Below are 17,966 nucleotides of genomic sequence, written 5' to 3'. Positions count from 1 at the left end.
TATCAAAGGGTCCGGTGATCCCACCGAACCTGACTATCACTGTCGGTTGCCACGCTTTAAAGCGGCGGTCGCCTGATTTGATGTCAGACGCCGCTCTTTTTCTTGTCAGCCATTGCTCGGGTCAGGCAGCGCTGTGCTGGCGCCGAGCTTGTTCAGGAAGAACAGGTACACCAGACCCAGCGCAATCCAGATCAGGCCGAGTTTCTGCGCATCGACGCCCATGTTGTACATGATGGCGGCGACGATGATGAAGCCGATCACCGGGCAGATCAGATGGCGTACGACCTGACCGGACTTCTGCCGACGCCAGTAGTAGTTGATCACTGTCAGGTGCAGCAGCATGAAACCGCTGAGGGCACCGAAGTTGACCAGCGAAGTCAGGGTGTCGACCGAATTGATGAACAGGTAGCAGATCACCAGCGACAGCACCGCCACCAGATAAATGCTCAGGTACGGGGTGTTGTGCTTCGGGTGCACCTTGGCCAGCACTTTCGGCAACTTGCCATCGCGGGCCATGCCGAACAGCAGGCGCGACACTGCCGCTTGCGAGGTGATCGCCACCGCGACGCCCCAGGCCAGCGCGGTCGCCACACCGGTCAGGGTGGCCAGCCAGCTGCCAGCCGCGATTTCGGCGATTTCATAGAATGCGGTGTCGGCGGACTTGAAACCCATGCCAGCAGCCAGATCGGTGGCGATCCAGGTCTGTACGACGAAAATCACGCCCATCACCACCAGAGTGATCAGCGCTGCGCGGCCGACGCTGCGGCCCGGATCGCCCTTGATTTCTTCGGCGAGGGTCGAGATCGCATCGAAGCCGAGGAATGACAGCACGGCAATCGACACCGCTTGCATCAGCAAGGCGAAATTGAACGTTTCCGGGTGATACAGCGGCGCCAGGGTCAGCTCGCCGTTGCCGCCGCCATTGTGCAGGGCGTTCCAGGCGTAGAACAGGAAGATTCCCAGTACCACCAGCTGTGCCAGCAGGAAGATGATGTTCATCCGTGCGGTGAAGGTGATGCCGCGCAGGTTGACGAACGTCGCGCTGACCAGAAACGCCAGAATGAAGCCGACCTTCGGAATGTCCGGGTACAGATGGTTCAGGGCCATCGCCGCGTAGACGTACAGCAGCGGTGGAATCAGCAGGTAGTCGAGCAGCATCAGCCAGCCGGCGATGAAGCCGACGTGTTGATTGAGGCCGCGTTGCGCGTAGGAATACACCGAACCGGCGACCGGAAACGCCTTGGCCATGCTGCCGTAGCTCAGCGCGGTGAACAGCATCGCGACCATGCCGATGATGTAGGCCAGCGGCACCATCCCGGGCGCCTCGGCATTCACGTAGCCATACACGCCGAAGGGGGCGATGGGGATCATGAAGATCATCCCGTACACCACCAGGTCGGTCAGTGTCAGGCTACGTTTCAACTCCTGTTTGTAGCCGAACTCTTCTATTTCCATGAAGCGCAACTCCTTGTCAGCCTATCCAGCGTTTTTAGTTGTTATATCGGTCCATCGTTTACAGCGTCAGCAGTCTTGCAGCATTCTTTACAGCAGCGGCGCCAGGCGCTCGGCCCACAACGATACCGCTTCGGGGCTGCGCAGCAGGTCGTTGCGCACCTCGATCAACACCGATTCCAGCCCCCGGGCGTCGCCGTGCACCGGCACGGTCATGTCGCCCAGCGGATCAACCCGGTACGGCTGGTTGCCCGCGACGTTCAGCGGGTGCTGGCCGAGGCCATCGATCACCCGTTGCGCATAGGCGCCGGCCTGACCGAACAGTACGCCGACTTCCAGCGGGCGCGGCTGGCCGTAATACACCGGGGTAAAACTGTGAATCCCTACCACCCGTACCGCTTGGCCTTGTGCGACGCGTTGGTCGATCAGGGTCTGCAGCCGGGCGTGAAACGGTTTGAACAGGGTCTGGCGCCGGTACTCGCGCGTGGCTTCGTCCAGCTCGCGGTTACCGGGCACCTGATAAATCTCGCTCTGCGCCGGAATGCTGTCGGGGGCATGCCGTGGCCGATTGAGGTCGATCAGCAGCCGTGAATAGTTGGCGCTCAACAGTGTCGCCCCAAGTCTCTCCGAGAGCTTTTCAGCCAGTTGCAGTGCGCCGATGTCCCAAGCGATGTGCTCGCGCGCGGCGGCATCGTCCAGGCCCAGATTGTTCAGGGCCTCGGGGATGTAGCGGCTGGCGTGCTCGCACACCAGGATCAACGGATGCGATGAATCTTCGCGACTCAGGTTGTAGACCGGGCGGGTGTACAACCCCAGCTCGGCGGATTCAGTACAGGCGTGCATAGTGCTCACACAGGTCAGCGGGCGAGAGCTGTTCCGTCAGCGCCAGTTCCTCGGTTTTAAGGGCGTGGTAAGTGTCGAGCAACGGCTTGGGCAGCCATTGATTGAAGGCTGCACTGTCACGCAGGCAATCCAGCGCCTGGGCCAGCGAGGCGGGCAGGGCCACAATGCCCCGGGCCTTGCGTTGCTCGTCGTTGAGTGAATCGGGAATTTCATCGGTGATCGCGTTCAGCGCCAGACGCTGTTCGATGCCCAGCCGTCCGGCAATCAGCAGTGCGGCCATCGCCAGATGCGGCGAGGCGGTGGCGTCCATCGCGCGGAATTCCAGGTTGTACTGCGCCGCCACGGATTTGCCGCCCAGGCTCACGGTCGGACAAATGCGCAGCGCCGCTTCACGGTTCTGCTGCCCCAGACACGCATAGGACGCACTCCAGTGGTGTGGCTGCAAACGCTCGTACGACACCGGTGTCGGCGCGGTGAACGCACACAGCGCCGGCAGGTAATGCAGGATCCCGGCGGCCCAATGCTGTCCGAGGGTCGACAGACCGTTGCTGGTGCCGGCGTCGTACAGCAGCGGCAGACCTTGCAGGTCGAGCAGGCTGACGTGCAGGTGCACACCGTTGCACACCGCGTCGGCCTTGGTTTTCGGCGCGAAGCTGACGTCGACGCCCATTTGTCGGGCGATTTCGCGGGTGATCTCGCGCACGTTGACCGCACGATCCGCCGCCGCCACGCCGAGGGTTGGCCGGCAGGTGATTTCGTATTGGTGCTTGCCGTATTCGGGCAGGAACATTTCCGGCTCGACACCGCCGGCGCGCAGGGCGCTCAGCAGCCAGCCGCCGAATTCGGCACCCTGACGCTGGGCTTCAAGGGAAAACGCCAGGTGTTCGGCGAAGCCGGCATGCAGGTTGAATTCGTGTTCGAACGCCGCGTTGACCTGCAAACCGAGGTCGTCGCGATAGCGCTCGATTTCATCGCGCAGCAGCGTGCGCGGGCAAGCGCTCCACGGCCGGCCATCGGTCTCGCGGATGTCGCCGTGGATGAAGTCCAGCGCCGGTGCTGCGGCGTCCGGGCCATTACCGACCGTCACGCGGCTGCTCAAATCGGGAATCAACCGCAAATCACCATAGGCGCCCCATGGGTTGGTCGAGGCGATGATGTCCTGAGGCGTCAGTGCGCTGTTGGCTGGCACCCAGCCGCACCCGGCCGCTTGATAATGTTCCAGCTGATCGGTGGGAAACGAGCGGCCACGGGTGATGCCGATCAGGTCGGTGGTGACGATGGTGGTCATCGGCAACGGCGTCAGGCGCTCGCTCATGGGCGCATCTCCTGCAAGCGGCCGAGCACGGTTTGTGTGTCAGTGATCCAGCAGTAACCCTTGATCGCGTTCAGGCAGGCGTCATGCCGCGCCGGGGTGTAGGTGGCGCAGGCGTCTTCGACCAGCGTCACCAGATAGCCACGGTCGGCGGCATCCCGCACGGCCATGTCGACGCACTGGTCGGTGACGATGCCAGCGATGATCAGGTGACGGGTTTCGAGGTTGCGCAGCACGTAATCGATGTTGGTCGAGTTGAACACCCCGGACGAGGTTTTCGGCAACACGATCTCGTTTTCCACCGGGGTCAGGTCGTCGATGATCCGCGCCTGGGTGCTGCCCTTGGGCAGGTGCATGTCCGACAGTTTGTGATCCAGCGAGCGGTCGCGACCGTCGGCGGTCAGGCTTTCGATAATCGTGTGCAGCACGTTCTGCCGCGCTTCGCGAAAGGCACTGAGCAAACGGCGCTGGTTGGGCACCACCTGCATGTGCGCGCGGGTCAGGAAATACTCGGCGTCCGGGCCGTTCAGGTGCGGGTCGAACTGCGGTTCGAGCCAGGCACGCTGCATGTCCACAAGCAGCAATGCGGTGTGGTCGGTGACGAACGGCAAATCGCGCGGCGAGCGGTGGGGAAGACTGAACATCCTTATTTATCCTCCAGCAGATGGGTGTTGAAGTCGTTGCGCAGGGCGTCGATGCCTTCCAGGCGATCGGCCAGATCGGGGCTGCGCAGGGTCAGGCAGGCAATCAGCGCCTCGACCTGGGCCAGCGCCGGCACCATGGTGTCGAACGGCGAGGCCGATTCCACTGGGGCGCTGATGATCAGGTCCGCCAGTTCGCGCAGCGGCGAGGCATAGATGTCGGTGAACAACACCACCCGCGCGTTGTTGTTCTTCGCCGCCGAGGCAACCCGCAGGGCCTGGGACTGGTAGCGCCGATAGTCAAACAGCAGCACCACGTCCTGGCGTTGCAGATCGAACAGGCGGTCGGGCAGTTGCGCGTTGTCTTCCAGGGCAAAGCAGCCGGGTCGCAGCAGGCGCAAGTGATTGAGCAGGTAGTTGGCCATCAGGCTGCTGAAGCGCCCGCCGAAGCAGTAGATCTGGTGCCGGGTGTCGAGCAGCCAGTCGAGCAGAATGCGCACGTCTTCGGGTTGCGTCAGAACCTGGGTTTCCACCAGCAGACGCTGGCTGTCGGCCAGATAATGGCCCCAGGCATCGTCCTTGTTCAGGTGCGAACGCGGCTGCAACAGGGTGCGCGGTGAACGCAGACGGTGGTCCATGTCGCTGAGCAGGGCGTCCTGAAACTCGGCGTAACCGCCGAATCCGAGCTTCTTCACCAGCCGCACGATGGTCGGATCGCTGACGCCGGCGTGCTCGGCCAGACGCGCCATCGGACCCAGGCCGTTGCGTGGATACTGGTCGAGCAGGGCGCGAATCACTTTGCGCTCAGACGGCGTCAGCTCCAGGCCGGGGTCGGTGATCAAGTCTCTGAGAGGGGGCATCCGGGCTCCTGCTGGATGAAGGGGGGGGGTGTTGAATTCGTTTCACAATCCGTTAAAACAGTATTTATGTAACTCAGGTTACATGTCTAGTGAATTTTTAGCGTTGGCGATTCGACGTTTAAATAAGCTCACAACCCTGAGTAACAAGGGCTACACCTGAGTCTGTGCCTCTTGTAGTCCATTGCCTCCAGGCGTGTCAGACATTGCCGCTTTTTCTACTTCAGAGTACTGGGCTGGAGGTTCACGAGATCCCCTGAAGCGACCGGGTTACGGCACAATTGCCACAAGACCGGCGATTTGCCGCCGATTCAGCTGATGTTCATCGAGTGAAACCCTGTGCAGTCCACCCGTTTGACTTTGATTTGCCACGCGCGAACCGTCGCACAGAAATTGTCGCGCTTTCCTACGAACGAGCCTGTTGAAAATTCGCCATTGGCGCTCGGCGCGTTGGCCGCAAAATTCACCGGTGCCAGCCGTTTGTTGTGCGGGCCGGAACTGCGTACGCGTCAGACCGCCGAGTGGTTCGGTGCGGCGCCGCAAGTGGACGAAGCGCTGCGCGATTGCGATTTCGGGGCGCTGGCACGGGCAAGCGATCAAGGATCTGCAAGTGCGCGAGGCCGAGGCCTTGCAGGCGTGGATCAATGATCCGCAGGCGGCACCGCATGGTGGCGAGTCGGTAATGCAGTTGAGCGAACGCGTGGCGGCATGGCTGACCAGTCTGCAAGGCGCATCGGGGCACATCGTCGCCGTCACCCATCCGTTTGTGGTGCGTGCGGCACTGATGCAGGTGTTACAGGGCGCGGCGTTCAACGCCGTTGATGTTGAACCGTTGTCCATGGTTGAGCTGCGGTTCAACGGCATCTGGCGGCTACGCTTGCTGGGTATCGATCTTGCGGGAGCACTTTGATGAAACGACTGCTGGTCATCGGCATCGGCGCCGGAAATCCCGACTACATCACGATGCAGGCGGTAAAGGCGCTGAATCAGGTCGACGTGTTCTTTCTGATGGACAAAGGCCCGAGCAAGGACAAACTGATCGATTTGCGTCGCGATATCTGTGCGCGTTACATCACCGATCCTGCGTATCGCTTCGTCGAATCCCACAGCCCAGAGCGCGCGCGCGGCGACGTGGACTACACCCGCGCGGTCGATGATCTGAATCGCGCCAAGCAAGAAACCTTCGAACAACTGATCAATGAAGAATTGGCTGACGAGCAGTGCGGCGGATTCCTCGTGTGGGGCGACCCGGCGTTGTACGACAGCACGATTCGTATCCTGCAGGCGATTCTGGTGTCAGGTCGCTGTGCTTTCGAGTTTGAAGTGATCCCCGGGATAACCAGCGTTCAGGCGTTGGCGGCGCAGCATAAAGTGCCGTTGAACAGCATTGGCCGGTCAATTGAAATCACCACTGGCCGGCGTCTGGCGGCGGGGCAGGTGAGTGACACGGACAGCCTGGTGGTGATGCTCGACGCTGAAGATTCCTACCACCATGTGGCGGATCAGCAGACCGAGATTTATTGGGGAGCCTACCTGGGCACACCGGATGAAATTCTGATCAGTGGCAAGCTCAAGGATGTGGCGGCCGAGATCGAGCGGGTGCGCAAAGCAGCCCGTGCCGAGCATGGGTGGATCATGGATACCTATCTGTTGCGTAAGCCGTAGGTTTATTGTGGCTGGACTGGCCTCTTCGCGAGCAAGCTCGCTCCCACAGGGGGGCCCATTTCAAATGTGGGAGCGAGCTTGCTCGCGAAGGGGTCATCACAGTCAACTCAAGAAATGGCCTTGACCCCACGCCCAAACCGCTCCCGATACACCGACGGCGGCACCCCGACCACGCTGCGAAACGCCACGCGAAAACTTTCCACCGAGCGATAACCGCAGTGCAGGGCAATTTGCTCGGTGTTGTGCACGCTGCTCTCCAGTAATTCCCGCGCCCGGGCCAGTCGCTCGTGTTGTAGCCACGCTTTGGGCGATTGTCCGCTGGCTTCGGTGAAACGGCGCAAAAAGGTGCGCTCGCTCATCGCCGCTTCGCTGGCCAGATCGCGCACTTCCAGCGGTTGGTGCAAGCGCTCGCGGGCCCACTGCATCACCCGCGACAAGTCGTTTCGCGGCGTCGCGCTGACCGGCGTGGGGATGAACTGTGCCTGACCGCCAGTGCGTTGCGGCGACATCACCAGACGCCGGGCCACTGAATTGGCGACCTGGGTGCCGAAGTCCCGTGCCAGCAGATGCAGGCAGGCATCGATCCCGGCGGCGCTGCCCGCCGAGGTGATCAACTGTCCGGAATCGACGTAAAGCACATCCGGATCGACCGCGATCGCCGGGTAGCGTCGCGCCAGTTCATCGGTGTAGCGCCAGTGGGTGGTCGCACCGTGGCCGTCGAGCAAGCCACTGGCGGCCAGCACAAACACCCCTGAGCAAATTGACAGCAACCGCGCACCCTGGGCGTGGGCCTGTCGCAAGGCGTCGATCAGCGCCGGCGGCACCGGGGCCTCGCGGTCGCGCCAACCGGGAATGATGATGGTGCGCGCCTGCGTCAGCAGCTCCAGGCCGCCGTCGGCCAATACGTGAATCCCGCCCATGGCGCGCATCGGCCCTTGATCGACGGCGACGATGCAGTGCTCGTACCACGGGAAATCGAATTCCGGCCGGGGCAGGCCGAAAATCTCCACGGCAATGCCGAACTCGAAGGTACAGAGGCCATCGTAGGCCAGAATCGCGACCAATCCAGGTGAGTCAGGCATTTGGCGGAAAATTCCCGGTGAGTGTCTTGTGCGCCACTGTAGCGCCAAGTGCCGGCCCGATAAAGTCTGCTCACACCCCAACAGATGAAGGAGCCACACAACATGACCAGCTTGGTTCGCGACATTCCTGCCGCACCGTCGGCGATTGCCCTGATGCACTTCAGCAACCGTCTGACCTTTGAAACCGATTGTTCTGACGTGTACGGCAGCCAGGAGGCCGGTGAAGTCGATTTTGTCCTGGTCGATGTGCGCGGGCCTTTGGCGTTCGAGCGCGGTCACGTGCCGGGCGCGATCAACATTCCGACCCGCTTGCTGACCGCCGAAGGCCTGGTGGAGTATTCGACGAGCACGTTGTTCGTGGTCTATTGCGCCGGCCCGCACTGCAACGGCGCCAACAAGGCTGCGGTGAAACTGGCGGCGTTGGGTTACCCGGTCAAGGAGATGATCGGCGGCGTGACCGGCTGGCTGGATGAGGGCTTCAGCTTGAGTGCTACTCAAGCCGCCAAGGCGCCTATTGGATGTGAATGCTGAAAGCTTTTGTAGGAGCTGCCGCAGGCTGCGATCTTTTGACTTTTAAAGAGCAAAAGATCGCAGCCTGCGGCAGCTCCTACAAAGGCCATTTGTGTCGTTTTCAAAGATTTGTCCTACAGCCTTTGCACCATGTCGGCGCACCGTTGATCCCGGTCAACGCGTGCGCCGATTTTCTGTAAGTATTTGTCGCCTAAACACAATTTGCCCTGTGCGCGCCGCCATAGACTGCCGGCCACGTCGGTTTTTGCTGCTCAATGGCCATGACCGAACGCCAATCGAAAGCTGCCAATAAAAGCCTCCGCACACAGGAGTAATAAATGAAGAAGCTAGTGATGTTCGGTGCCCTGGCACTGTCGATGTTGTCCCTGACCGCTGTCGCCGAAGACGCCAAACCGATTCGTCTGGGGATCGAAGCCGCTTACCCGCCATTCTCGATGAAAACCGCTGATGGCAAACTCACCGGGTTCGACGTCGATATCGGCGATGCCCTGTGCAAACAGATGGACGTCAAATGCGTGTGGGTCGAGCAGGAGTTCGACGGCCTGATCCCGGCACTCAAAGTGAAGAAGATCGACGCGATCCTGTCCTCGATGACCATCACTGACGACCGCAAGAAAAACGTCGATTTCACCATCAAGTACTACCACACCCCGGCGCGCTTCGTGATGAAGGAAGGCTCCGGTGTCAAAGATCCGCTGACCGAGCTCAAGGGCAAGAAAGTCGGCGTGCTGCGCGCCAGTACCCACGACCGCTATGCCACCGACATGGCCAAGGACGCCGGGTTTGAAGTGGTGCGCTATGGCTCGCAACAGGAAGCCAACCTGGATATGAAATCTGGTCGTCTTGACGCGATGCTGGCCGACTCGGTCAACCTCAGCGACGGTTTCCTGAAGACCGACGCCGGCAAAGGTTTCGAATTCGTCGGCCCGACTTACGAAGACGCCAAGTACTTCGGCGGCGGTGCCGGGATTGCCGTACGCAAGGGCGATACCGAGCTGGCCGAGAAATTCAACAAGGCCATCACCGAAATCCGCGCCAATGGCGAGTACAAGAAAGTCCAGGACAAGTACTTCGACTTTGACGTGTACGGTCATTAATACGCTGTAGAAAAAAGTGGTCCCGTTTGCGCGGTGGCCACTTTTTTTGTGCTCTGATTCATAGGAGAACCCTGTAGGAGTGAGCCTGCTCGCGATAGCGGTTTAACATTCAGCCGCTTTAGTGCCTGACACACCGCTATCGCGAGCAGGCTCACTCCTACAGGGGATCTGCGTGATCCAGCCATTCAGGAGTTTTCCCATGCAACGCATCGACCATGTCCTGCCCTGGAGCCATCTGGGTAGCGAACGTTCCCTCAGCGTCTTCCGTTACGGCGCGGGCACTCGCAAGGTGTACATCCAGGCCAGTCTGCACGCCGACGAACTGCCGGGCATGCGCACCGCATGGGAACTCAAGCAACGCCTCAACGAGCTGGAACAGCAGGGTCGTCTGCAAGGCGTGATCGAGCTGGTGCCGGTGGCCAACCCGATTGGCCTCGACCAGCATCTGCAAGGCAGCCACATGGGGCGCTTCGAGTTGGGCAGCGGGAAGAATTTCAACCGCGCGTTTGTTGAACTCAGTGCGCCGGTGGCGGCGCGAATCGGCGAGCAATTGGGCAGCGACGCCGAGGCCAACATCGCGCTGATCCGCCAGACCATGGGCGAGGTGCTCGATGAGTTGCCAGCCCCGGCCTCGCAACTGGAAGCGCTGCACCGCTTGCTGCTGCGCCATGCCTGCGACGCCGACATCACCCTCGATCTGCATTGCGATTTCGACGCGGCGATTCACATTTACGCATTGCCGCAACACTGGCCGCGCTGGCAATCGCTGGCGGCGCGACTGAAGGCCGGCGTGGCCTTGTTGTGCGAAGACTCCGGTGGCAGTTCGTTCGATGAGTCGTGCTCATCGCCGTGGCTGCGTCTGGCCCGAGCGTTTCCGAGTGCGGCGATTCCCCCGGCGAACCTCGCCACCACCCTTGAACTGGGCAGCATTGGCGACACCCGGGTCGATCAGGCGCAGGCCAATTGTGAAGCGATTCTCGGCTTTCTCGCCGAGCAGGGTTTCATCAGCGGCGAATGGCCGGCGGCGCCGAGCGAATGCTGCGAAGGCATGCCGTTCGAAGGCACCGAATACCTGTTCGCGCCGCACCATGGCGTGGTCAGTTTCCTGCGCAATGCCGGGGAGTGGGTCGAGCAGGGGGATGCGCTGTTCGAAGTGGTGGATCCGTTGAATGACCGGCTGACCACCGTCCGCGCCGGCACCAGCGGCGTGCTGTTTGCGATTGATCGCGGGCGCTACACCCAGCCGGGGATCTGGCAGGCCAAGGTGGCGGGGCGTGAGCCGATTCGGGTGGGCAAGCTGATAAACGACTGACAGATTTCCTTGGATTTTCCGGCCTCATCGCGAGCAGGCTCACTCCTACATTTGGCATGCGTTGTCCCTGTAGGAGTGAGCCTGCTCGCGATAGCGGTCTCGCCAGCACCACAATCTTCAGAGAGTGTTAGGCTCACCGACGAACCCGACACTCTGTGAAGGAAGGCTTTATGTTGAAGGCGTTTGCCCTGTTAACCCTGCTGGCGTCCAGCGCCGTCCACGCGCAAACCACGCTGCAAAGCGACTTGCCACTGAAATACATCGAACAGGTTCACCCGGACGCGAACACCCGGCCGCTGGTGATTTTTCTGCACGGCTACGGCAGTAACGAAGCCGATCTGATCGGTATGAAGTTTCAACTGCCGGCACAGTACAACTACCTCTCGGTGCAGGCGCCGCTGGCGTTGGGCGAAGGGCGTTTCCAGTGGTTTCGCAAAAAAGGCGAAGGCGCCTACAACTTTGAGACCGATGATCTGAAGGCCAGCGGTCAGAAACTGCGGGAGTTTGTCGCCCAGGCGGCGAAGAAATATCACGCCAGCCCGGACAAGGTGTACCTGATCGGCTTCAGCCAGGGCGCGATGATGACGTACGAGGTGGGCTTGCGTCCGCCCGTGGCGGTCGGTGGCATCGCGGCGTTGAGCGGACGCCTGTTGCCGGTATTGAAAACCGAGCTCCAGGCGCAGCAACAACCGTTGCCGCTGAAGATCTTCATCGGCCATGGCACCGCCGATGATCGGGTGCCGTACCGCGACGGCACCGCGGCCAATGCGCTGCTGCAAAAACTTGCCTACAAACCCGAGTTTCACGCTTATCCCGGTGTCGGCCACAGCATCAGTTCTGCCGAGCTGCGCGACTTGAACGCCTGGCTGCAGCAGCTCAATCCGTAAGGATCACTTGTCCTTGAGGATGGTTTTCACCAGCGCATCGTGACCGCTCTTGTCGCTGGCCCGGGAAATCACCTGGACCAGCGCCATGCGCTTGCCGGACGCGGCGAGCAGGGTGGTATTGAGGGTCTGGCCGCCGCCCTGAGTGGCGGTGCTGTCGACCTGACGCACGCCGAGGCCGCTGCTTTTCTGGGTCAGGCTTTTTTCGCTGAGCTTGTTGAAGTCCGGCAGGGCCTTGCGCTGGTCATCGATGAAACTCGCCAGGCTGCCATCGAGAAATTCGTTGTCGTTGTCCTTGACGCTGGCGCCGCCGGCGATCTGGTTTTCCGCGGCGATGACCACGGTCTTGGTCGCCTGATTGGTGTACATCGTGCCCTTGGCACCGGTTGGCCCGGCCGGCAGCGGGTCGGCGGTGAAGCCTTTGGGCAGGACGAAGGTGAACTTGCCGTCGAGCATCGACACGTTGTTGGTCGAGGCCTTTTCCTTGGGCTTGGCTGCCTGGGCGTTGAGGGCGCCGAGGCCGGCGACCGCCGCCAGCAACAGGACGACGGCTTTCTTGCTGAGCAATGACATGTGAATCTCCGAGGGATGGTCGCGCCAGGGCGGCGATGATCCCACGGAGCATGCCTGGCATTCCAGCGCGGTTTGTCAGGCTGCCTCAGCCTTGAGGTTGTGGGCTTTTGGCGGGAGTCGGTCGGGCCAGCAACTTGCGGGTGACCCCGAGCATCGCCACCGACACCGCGACACCGGCGATGAATCCGCTGAAGCCGAGACTCGGCAGGGTCAGCGCCGTCACCAGGCAAAACGCCGAAAACGAGTACATGCCGGTCGCCGTCGCCCGCAGCAATGTCGCGGTAAACGCCGGGCCACGGGTCTGCTGAGAGAACACCGCCATCACACTGCCGAGCACCGGGAACACCGCGAGCAAGCCGCTCCAGCGCTCGCCCACGGTACTCGCAAGCATGGTCACCAGCAGCGTCAGCGCCGCACCGGCAATCATCCGCCAGAGCAGTTTGTCCGACTTCGGCGCCGGGCCGTTCAGTACCGGCTGCACGTCGGGAAACAGGTACGGCGCGGCGAGCAGGGCAATCGCCGCCGCAGCGATCGAGAACGTCAGGGACGACGGAATCAGCGACAACATTAGCGCCAGCACCGCCCACACCGTCAGGGAAATCGTCAGCGCCAACGGCCAGTTCGCCCGCTGCGCCACCTGCGCGTAGGTAATGCAGAAGGCGATCATGGCGAACATCGCCGACAGCGCCGCCACCGCCGATTGCGCGGCAAACTGCGGCCCCTGTTCGATGGCGAGGAAAAACAGAATCGGCCCGACCACCACCGGCAACCCCGACAGCCAACCGGCCACGCTCGGCCCCCAGCGCTTGCCGGCGAGAGAAATCAGCAGTAGAAAACCGGGGATCAGCAGTAATTTGAGGATCAGCACGCGGGAGGCCTCCGGGGATGGAACGGCCAAGGTAACCGATTGCTGCATTGATCGACAATTTTTGTATACAAAGTCTGCGAGTGATATCCGCTATGCTCTGAAGATCAGGGTTTACCGGAGTCGATGCCGCGATGAGCAAACCATCGAAGTTGCTGCGTGGGTGCTGTGGCATCGGCTTGTGGGCGTTGTTGCTGACGCCGACCTGGGCCAATTGGCAGGACGCCGTGCCCGGCGCGCAAATCATCGGCACCGGTGATTTCAGTGTGTTCGGCTTTGACGTCTACAACGCCCGGTTGTGGAGTGCGGCACGCCCGTTGTCCACCGAACAGCCCTTCGCCCTGGAGCTGATCTATCGGCGCAAGATCTCCCGCGATGATCTGGTGCAGGCCAGTGTCGATGAAATCAAACGCCTGGCAGGCTCGGGCGTCAGTCCCGCGCAACTGGCCAGGTGGCAAGGGCAAATGGAGCAATCGTTCGTCGATGTGCAGGCCGGCACGCGGATTACGGGCGTGTATCTGCCGGGGCAGGGCGCGCGGTTTTTTGTCGGTCAGCAGTTGCAGCATGAAATCGATGATCCGCAATTTGCCCGGGCGTTTTTCGATATCTGGCTGGATCCGCGTACGCGCAATCCCGAACTGCGTGAGCAACTGTTGGGCATGAGCCGATAGAGTTTTTGTTCTTCAAGGCGCTGACTGAAACCTCTAAGCTGCGTCTTTCGAACTTGTTTCTGGATGTGTGCGTGAAATTCAGCTTACCCAAAATCGCCACCGCGCCGTTCTGCCCGCCGGAAGTGGCCGGCAGCGTCGCGGTGGATCCGAGCGCTTCGTTCTTCAAACGCGTGCTGCGTTTTGCCGGGCCTGGCTTGCTGGTGTCGATCGGCTACATGGACCCGGGCAACTGGGCGACCGCGATCGAGGCCGGTTCGCGTTTTGGTTACAGCCTGCTGTTCGTGGTGTTGCTCGCAAGTCTGGCGGGAATGGTCGTGCAGTGCCTGTGCTCGCGTCTGGGCATCGCCACCGGTCGCGATCTGGCGCAATTGTCCCGCGAGCGCTACAGCACCCCGACCGCGCGCCTGCAATGGGTGCTGGCGGAAATCTCGATCATCGCCACTGATCTGGCCGAAGTGCTCGGCTGCGCCCTGGCGTTTCACTTGTTGCTTGGCTGTTCGCTGACCTTCGGCATTGCCCTGACCGCCTTCGACACGCTGCTGGTGCTGGCCTTGCAGAACCGTGGCTTCCGTCGGCTGGAGGCGATCATGCTGGTGCTGGTGGCGACCATCGGCGTGTGTTTCTTCGTTGAACTGGTGCTGATCAAACCGTACTGGCCAGATGTGTTCGCCGGTTTCAAACCGTCGCTCTCGGCGATCAGCGATGCCGCGCCGTTGTATCTGGCGATCGGTATTCTCGGCGCGACGGTGATGCCGCATAACCTCTACCTGCACACTTCGATCGTGCAGACGCGGATGATCGGCAAGGACCTGGCCAGCAAGCAGGACGCGGTCAACCTGGCGCGCATCGACACTATCGGCTCGCTGGCGCTGGCGCTGCTGGTCAACGCGGCGATCCTGATTCTGGCGGCGGCTGCGTTTCACCAGTCCGGGCATACCGACGTGGTCGACATTCAGGACGCCTACCACCTGCTCGACCCGCTGGTCGGCGGCGCGCTGGCCAGTGTGCTGTTCGGCGTGGCGTTGCTGGCGTCGGGGCAGAGCTCGACGTTCACCGGGACCATCGCCGGACAGGTGATCATGGAGGGTTATCTGAACCTGCGTATTCCCTGCTGGCAGCGGCGGTTGATCACCCGTGGGCTGGCGCTGATCCCGGCGTTCCTTGGCGTGTGGCTGATGGGCGATAACGCGGTGGGCAAGTTGCTGGTGTTGAGTCAGGTGGTGTTGAGTTTGCAGCTGCCGTTTGCGCTGTACCCGCTGATTCGCATGACCAGCGACAAGCAACTGATGGGGCCGTTTGTGAACCGGCTGCCGACCCGGGTGCTGGCGTGGGGATTGTTTGTGGTGATCAGTGGCGCGAATGCCTGGTTGATTCTGCAGATGGTGGTGTGACTTTCAAAGCACCCTGTGGCGAGGGGATTTATCCCCGATCCAGTGCGAAGCGCTGGCAAAGATGTGTGTCGAGGCGAAAAATTCTGGGGCTGCTGCGCATCCCATCGGGGATAAATCCCCTCGCCACAAAAGCGGTGAAACCAGACAGCGAGCGGATGTCGTGGATCCGTCCGCCGCCTGTATTGCTCCTTTGGATTAACCGCGTTCCAGCGCCAGCGCCACACCCTGACCGCCGCCGATGCACAGGGTCGCCAGACCTTTTTTCGCATCACGCTTGATCATTTCGTGCAGCAGCGTCACCAGCACGCGGCAGCCCGATGCACCGATCGGGTGACCGAGGGCGATGGCGCCGCCGTTGACGTTGACCTTGTCCAGATCCCATTGCAGATCCTTGGCCACTGCCAGCGATTGCGCAGCGAAAGCTTCGTTGGCCTCGATCAGGTCCAGTTGGCCGATGTTCCAGCCCGCCTTGTCCAGGCAGCGACGGGTGGCCGAGACCGGGCCGATGCCCATGATCGCTGGGTCAACACCGGCGTTGGCGTACGCGGCGATTTTTGCCAGCACCGGCAGGCCCAGGGCCTTGGCCTTTTCGGCGCTCATCAGGATCACTGCAGCGGCGCCATCGTTCAGCGACGAAGCATTACCGGCGGTGACGCTGCCGTCCTTCTTGAACGCCGGACGCAGTTTCGCCAGGGATTCGGCGGTGGTGTCGCCACGTGGTTGTTCGTCGACCTTGAACGCCACCGGATCACCTTTGCGCTGCGGGATCAGAATCGGGGTGATCTCATCGACAAAGCGTCCGGCCTCAATGGCCGCAGCGGCTTTGCGCTGCGAAGCGGCGGCGAAGGCGTCCTGCTGTTCGCGACTGATCTCATATTTATCGACCAGATTCTCGGCAGTGATGCCCATGTGGTAATCGTTGAACGCATCCCACAGGCCATCGCTGATCATGGTGTCGACGATTTGCGCGTGACCCATGCGCAGACCGGTGCGTGCGCCTGGCATCACGTAGTTGGACAGGCTCATGTTTTCCTGACCACCGGCGATGATCACCTCGGCATCGCCGCAACGGATCGCTTGCGCGCCCAGGTGCAGGGCTTTCAGGCCCGAGCCGCAGACCTTGTTCAGGGTCATGGCGGGCACGGCGTGGGGCAGGCCAGCCTTGATCGCCGCCTGACGCGCCGGGTTCTGGCCGGCGCCGGCGGTCAGCACCTGGCCCATGATCACTTCATCGACCTGTGCACCGTCCAGGCCGGTCTGCTCGAGCAACTGGCGAATCACCGCAGCGCCCAGATCAACGGCGGACACCGAAGCCAGCGAACCCTGGAAACTGCCGATCGCGGTGCGGGTGGCGGCAACAATTACGACGTCTTGCATTTTCGAATTCCTCACTGGGCAGCGAACTGCATTTCCGGTACGTGATCCGGGACGATCAGTTTACCAGCGGTTTTGGCGACGATTTCCTCGACGCTGACGCCAGGTGCGCGTTCCTTGAGGACAAAAGCGCCATTTTCGATTTCCAGATAGGCGAGGTCGGTCAGTACGCGCTTGATGCAGCCGGCGCCGGTCAGCGGCAGGCTGCACCTGGCCAACAGTTTGGACTCACCGTCCTTGGAGGCGTGGGTCATGATCACGATGATGTTGTCGGCACCGGCCACCAGATCCATCGCGCCGCCCATGCCCTTGACCAGTTTGCCGGGAATCATCCACGAGGCGATGTTGCCTTCGACGTCGACTTCGAACGCGCCGAGTACGGTCAGGTCGACATGCCCGCCGCGGATCATCGCGAAGGATTCGGCGGAGTTGAAAATCGATGCGCCGATGCGCGCGGTCACGGTCTGTTTGCCGGCGTTGATCATGTCGGCATCAATGGTGTCTTCCGTCGGAAACGGGCCCATGCCGAGCAGGCCGTTTTCCGATTGCAGCATGACTTCCATGCCGTCGGGAATGTAGTTGGCGACCAGGGTCGGAATGCCGATGCCGAGGTTCACGTAGTAGCCGTCCTGCATTTCGCGGGCGACGCGCTGAGCCATTTGTTCGCGGGTAAGTGCCATGTTTTTATTCTCCGTCAGCCTGAATTATTTGCGGATGGTGCGCTGTTCGATGCGCTTTTCGAACGTGCCGCAAATGACCCGGTCGACGTAGATGCCGGGGGTGTGGATCTGCGACGGATCCAGCTCGCCGGGCTCGACGATTTCTTCGACTTCGACCACGGTGATCTTGCCGGCGGTGGCCGCCAGCGGGTTGAAGTTCTGCGCGGTGTGACGGTAGACGACGTTACCGAAATGGTCGGCTTTCCAGCCTTTGACGATGGCGAAGTCGCCGGTGATGGACTCTTCCATCAGGTACTTGCGCCCTTTGAATTCACGCACTTCCTTGCCTTCGGCGACCGGGGTGCCGACGCCGGTGGCGGTGAAGAAGGCCGGGATGCCGGCGCCGCCTGCGCGCATTTTCTCGGCGAGGGTGCCTTGCGGGGTCAGGATGACTTCGATGTCGCCCTTGAGCAGTTGCTCTTCGAACAGTTTGTTTTCGCCGACGTAGGAGGCGATGACTTTGCTGATCTGGCGGTCGGTCAGCAGCACACCGAGGCCGAAACCGTCGACGCCGCAGTTGTTGGAAACCACGGTGAGGTCGCGGGTGCCCTTGCGCTTGATCTCGGCGATCAGGTTTTCCGGGATGCCGCACAGGCCGAAGCCGCCGGCGATCACGGTCATGCCGTCTTCAAGACCGGCCAGAGCTTCCTCGTAGGAACTCACGCGCTTGTCGAAACCTGCCATATGCACCTCTTTT

At 61.5% G+C, this 17,966-nt stretch carries 18 protein-coding genes and 1 pseudogene; 8 read left to right on the top strand and 11 right to left on the bottom strand.

Annotation, left to right across the window (positions count from 1 at the left end; translation table 11 throughout):
* Positions 1-105 precede the first annotated feature (105 nt).
* The 5 genes from ACOYXI_RS08690 to ACOYXI_RS08670 form a co-directional block, all read right to left on the bottom strand.
* Complete coding sequence (locus ACOYXI_RS08690; RefSeq protein WP_027611637.1) at positions 106-1,455, bottom strand: APC family permease; 1,350 nt, start codon at positions 1,453-1,455, stop codon at positions 106-108.
* Positions 1,456-1,542: 87 nt separating this feature from the next.
* Entirely contained in the window at positions 1,543-2,295 is a 753-nt protein-coding gene (locus ACOYXI_RS08685) for an N-formylglutamate amidohydrolase (RefSeq protein WP_461674732.1), read from the bottom strand.
* Positions 2,279-3,610 (bottom strand): type I glutamate--ammonia ligase, encoded by a 1,332-nt coding sequence (locus tag ACOYXI_RS08680; protein WP_095136621.1) that lies wholly within the window; start codon positions 3,608-3,610, stop codon positions 2,279-2,281. Before ACOYXI_RS08680 ends, ACOYXI_RS08685 begins: the two co-directional genes overlap by 17 nt.
* Positions 3,607-4,251 carry a cysteine hydrolase family protein gene (locus ACOYXI_RS08675; RefSeq protein ID WP_007968761.1) on the bottom strand — a complete coding sequence of 215 codons (645 nt, stop codon included), beginning with the start codon at positions 4,249-4,251 and terminating at the stop codon, positions 3,607-3,609. Before ACOYXI_RS08675 ends, ACOYXI_RS08680 begins: the two co-directional genes overlap by 4 nt.
* A gap of 2 nt (positions 4,252-4,253) precedes the next feature.
* On the bottom strand, positions 4,254-5,108 hold the full coding sequence (locus ACOYXI_RS08670) for a MurR/RpiR family transcriptional regulator (protein ID WP_027611641.1): 855 nt from the start codon (positions 5,106-5,108) through the stop codon (positions 4,254-4,256).
* A gap of 336 nt (positions 5,109-5,444) precedes the next feature.
* Between ACOYXI_RS08670 and ACOYXI_RS08665 the strand changes: the two are divergent.
* A pseudogene (locus ACOYXI_RS08665) lies at positions 5,445-6,015 on the top strand (histidine phosphatase family protein).
* A complete protein-coding gene (gene cobF, locus ACOYXI_RS08660; RefSeq protein ID WP_135296142.1) occupies positions 6,015-6,770 on the top strand; it encodes a precorrin-6A synthase (deacetylating) in 756 nt (251 codons plus the stop codon). Before ACOYXI_RS08665 ends, cobF begins: the two are co-directional and overlap by 1 nt.
* A gap of 107 nt (positions 6,771-6,877) precedes the next feature.
* Here the strand turns inward: cobF and ftrA are convergent, their stop codons facing one another.
* Entirely contained in the window at positions 6,878-7,852 is a 975-nt protein-coding gene (gene ftrA / locus ACOYXI_RS08655; RefSeq protein WP_461674731.1) for a transcriptional regulator FtrA, read from the bottom strand.
* A 102-nt stretch (positions 7,853-7,954) separates the two neighbouring features.
* Between ftrA and ACOYXI_RS08650 the strand changes: the two genes are divergently transcribed.
* From ACOYXI_RS08650 to ACOYXI_RS08635, 4 genes are all read left to right on the top strand, one after another.
* Positions 7,955-8,383 carry a rhodanese-like domain-containing protein gene (locus ACOYXI_RS08650; protein ID WP_210558663.1) on the top strand — a complete coding sequence of 143 codons (429 nt, stop codon included), beginning with the start codon at positions 7,955-7,957 and terminating at the stop codon, positions 8,381-8,383.
* 317 nt (positions 8,384-8,700) lie between these two features.
* Positions 8,701-9,480 (top strand): ABC transporter substrate-binding protein, encoded by a 780-nt coding sequence (locus ACOYXI_RS08645; protein WP_003226194.1) that lies wholly within the window; start codon positions 8,701-8,703, stop codon positions 9,478-9,480.
* A gap of 199 nt (positions 9,481-9,679) precedes the next feature.
* Complete coding sequence (locus ACOYXI_RS08640) at positions 9,680-10,792, top strand: M14 family metallopeptidase (protein ID WP_461674730.1); 1,113 nt, start codon at positions 9,680-9,682, stop codon at positions 10,790-10,792.
* Positions 10,793-10,962: 170 nt separating this feature from the next.
* Entirely contained in the window at positions 10,963-11,679 is a 717-nt protein-coding gene (locus tag ACOYXI_RS08635) for an alpha/beta hydrolase (RefSeq protein WP_461674729.1), read from the top strand.
* 3 nt (positions 11,680-11,682) lie between these two features.
* On the opposite strand, the gene ACOYXI_RS08630 is transcribed toward ACOYXI_RS08635, so the two are convergent.
* Positions 11,683-12,249 carry a DcrB/PsbP domain-containing protein gene (locus tag ACOYXI_RS08630; protein WP_086792572.1) on the bottom strand — a complete coding sequence of 189 codons (567 nt, stop codon included), beginning with the start codon at positions 12,247-12,249 and terminating at the stop codon, positions 11,683-11,685.
* A gap of 85 nt (positions 12,250-12,334) precedes the next feature.
* Positions 12,335-13,117: a hypothetical protein gene (locus ACOYXI_RS08625; RefSeq protein ID WP_461674728.1), complete on the bottom strand. Its 783-nt coding sequence runs from the start codon at positions 13,115-13,117 to the stop codon at positions 12,335-12,337.
* A 131-nt stretch (positions 13,118-13,248) separates the two neighbouring features.
* Between ACOYXI_RS08625 and ACOYXI_RS08620 the strand changes: the two genes are divergently transcribed.
* Complete coding sequence (locus tag ACOYXI_RS08620) at positions 13,249-13,785, top strand: chalcone isomerase family protein (protein ID WP_027611650.1); 537 nt, start codon at positions 13,249-13,251, stop codon at positions 13,783-13,785.
* A 71-nt stretch (positions 13,786-13,856) separates the two neighbouring features.
* Positions 13,857-15,176 carry an Nramp family divalent metal transporter gene (locus ACOYXI_RS08615; protein WP_282413735.1) on the top strand — a complete coding sequence of 440 codons (1,320 nt, stop codon included), beginning with the start codon at positions 13,857-13,859 and terminating at the stop codon, positions 15,174-15,176.
* Positions 15,177-15,371: 195 nt separating this feature from the next.
* Here ACOYXI_RS08615 and ACOYXI_RS08610 read toward each other — a convergent pair whose 3' ends face one another.
* From ACOYXI_RS08610 to ACOYXI_RS08600, 3 genes are read right to left on the bottom strand one after another with little or no spacing between them, the layout of a single operon-like run.
* Complete coding sequence (locus tag ACOYXI_RS08610) at positions 15,372-16,553, bottom strand: acetyl-CoA C-acetyltransferase (protein WP_047601805.1); 1,182 nt, start codon at positions 16,551-16,553, stop codon at positions 15,372-15,374.
* An 11-nt stretch (positions 16,554-16,564) separates the two neighbouring features.
* On the bottom strand, positions 16,565-17,230 hold the full coding sequence (locus ACOYXI_RS08605; RefSeq protein ID WP_027611653.1) for a CoA transferase subunit B: 666 nt from the start codon (positions 17,228-17,230) through the stop codon (positions 16,565-16,567).
* A 24-nt stretch (positions 17,231-17,254) separates the two neighbouring features.
* The gene (locus ACOYXI_RS08600; RefSeq protein WP_007919568.1) at positions 17,255-17,953 is read right to left on the bottom strand and encodes a CoA transferase subunit A; all 699 of its coding nucleotides are present in this window, start codon (positions 17,951-17,953) and stop codon (positions 17,255-17,257) included.
* Between the last annotated feature and the right edge of the window lie 13 nt (positions 17,954-17,966).

The organism is Pseudomonas sp. G3-19, assembly GCF_054855875.1.
The sequence above is the reverse complement of the archived record's forward strand: the minus strand, read 5'-3'. Positions and strand labels throughout refer to the sequence as shown.